Source organism: Paraburkholderia sp. LEh10 (assembly GCF_017814945.1).
In the GTDB taxonomy this organism is placed as follows: Bacteria; Pseudomonadota; Gammaproteobacteria; order Burkholderiales; family Burkholderiaceae; genus Paraburkholderia.
Genome location: NZ_JAGIPX010000199.1, coordinates 1 through 1,298, shown reverse-complemented (window position 1 = coordinate 1,298; position 1,298 = coordinate 1). Strand labels below are relative to the sequence as shown.

Below are 1,298 nucleotides of genomic sequence, written 5' to 3'. Positions count from 1 at the left end.
CCAATCGAGTGATAGTCGATGCCGAGCTCCGACATCGCCTCCGGTTCATACAGATTGCGGCCGTCGAAAATCAACGGCGTTTTCAGCGCGGCCTTCAGATGCGCGAAATCCGGGCTCTTGAATTCCTTCCATTCCGTCACGATCACGAGCGCGTCGGCGCCCGCAAGCGTTTCGTCCTGCGTGCCCGTGAAATGCAGGCGCGCCTGCTGATCGGCGGGGGCGTCGGCCAGATCCAGCGCGAAAACGCGCTTCGCCTCGGTCGTCGCGACAGGATCGTATGCGCGCACCGTCGCGCCGCGCGCGAGCAGTTGCGCGATCACGCGGCGGCTCGGCGCCTCGCGCATGTCGTCGGTGTTCGGCTTGAACGACAGGCCCCACACGGCGAACGTGCGGCCGCTCAGGTCGTCGCCGAGCGTGTTCGTGATCTTGCGCACGAGCACTTCCTTCTGCTCGTGGTTCACCTCTTCGACGGCTTCGAGAATGCGCAGGTTGTGGCCCATCTCGCTGCCCGTGCGGATCAGCGCCTGCACGTCCTTCGGAAAGCACGAGCCGCCGTAGCCGACGCCCGCATACAGGAAGTGGTAGCCGATGCGCGGGTCCGAGCCGATGCCGCGGCGCACCGCATCGATGTCCGCGCCCACCGTATCGGCCAGGTTCGCCATCTCGTTCATGAACGAGATGCGCGTGGCGAGCATCGCGTTGGCCGCGTACTTCGTGAACTCGGCCGAGCGCACGTCCATGTACAGCGTACGTTCGTGGTTGCGGTTGAACGGCGAGTACAGGCGGCGCATTTTCTCGCGCGCCCGGTTGCCGTCCTCGTCGTTGTCGATGCCGACCACGATGCGGTCCGGCCGCATGAAGTCCTCGACGGCCGCGCCCTCTTTCAGGAACTCCGGATTCGACACGATCGAAAAGCGATGTTGCGCGCTGTCCGCGAGCCCGCGCTTGCCGAGTTCTTCCGCGATCACCGCGCGCACGCGCTGCGCGGTGCCGACGGGCACCGTCGACTTGTCGACGATCACCTTGAAGCCATTCATCGCCCGGCCGATGTTGCGCGCCGCTTCGAGCACGTATTGCAGGTCGGCGGAACCGTCTTCGTCGGGCGGCGTGCCGACCGCGATGAACTGGATCTCGCCGTGCGCGACACTCGCCTCGACATCCGTCGAAAACGTGATGCGCCCGGCCGCGCGCGAGCGCGCGATGATCTCCCGCAGACCCGGCTCGTGAATCGGCATGCCGCCGTTATTGAGGATCTCGATCTTGCGCGGATCGACGTCGAGGCAGAAGACGTCGTTGCC

At 65.6% G+C, this 1,298-nt stretch carries 1 protein-coding gene; it reads right to left on the bottom strand.

Going from position 1 to position 1,298, the window contains the following annotated elements:
• The coding region (locus J8I87_RS43910; protein ID WP_209938888.1) for a UDP-glucose/GDP-mannose dehydrogenase family protein at positions 1-1,298 on the bottom strand (1,298 nt) is incomplete at both ends.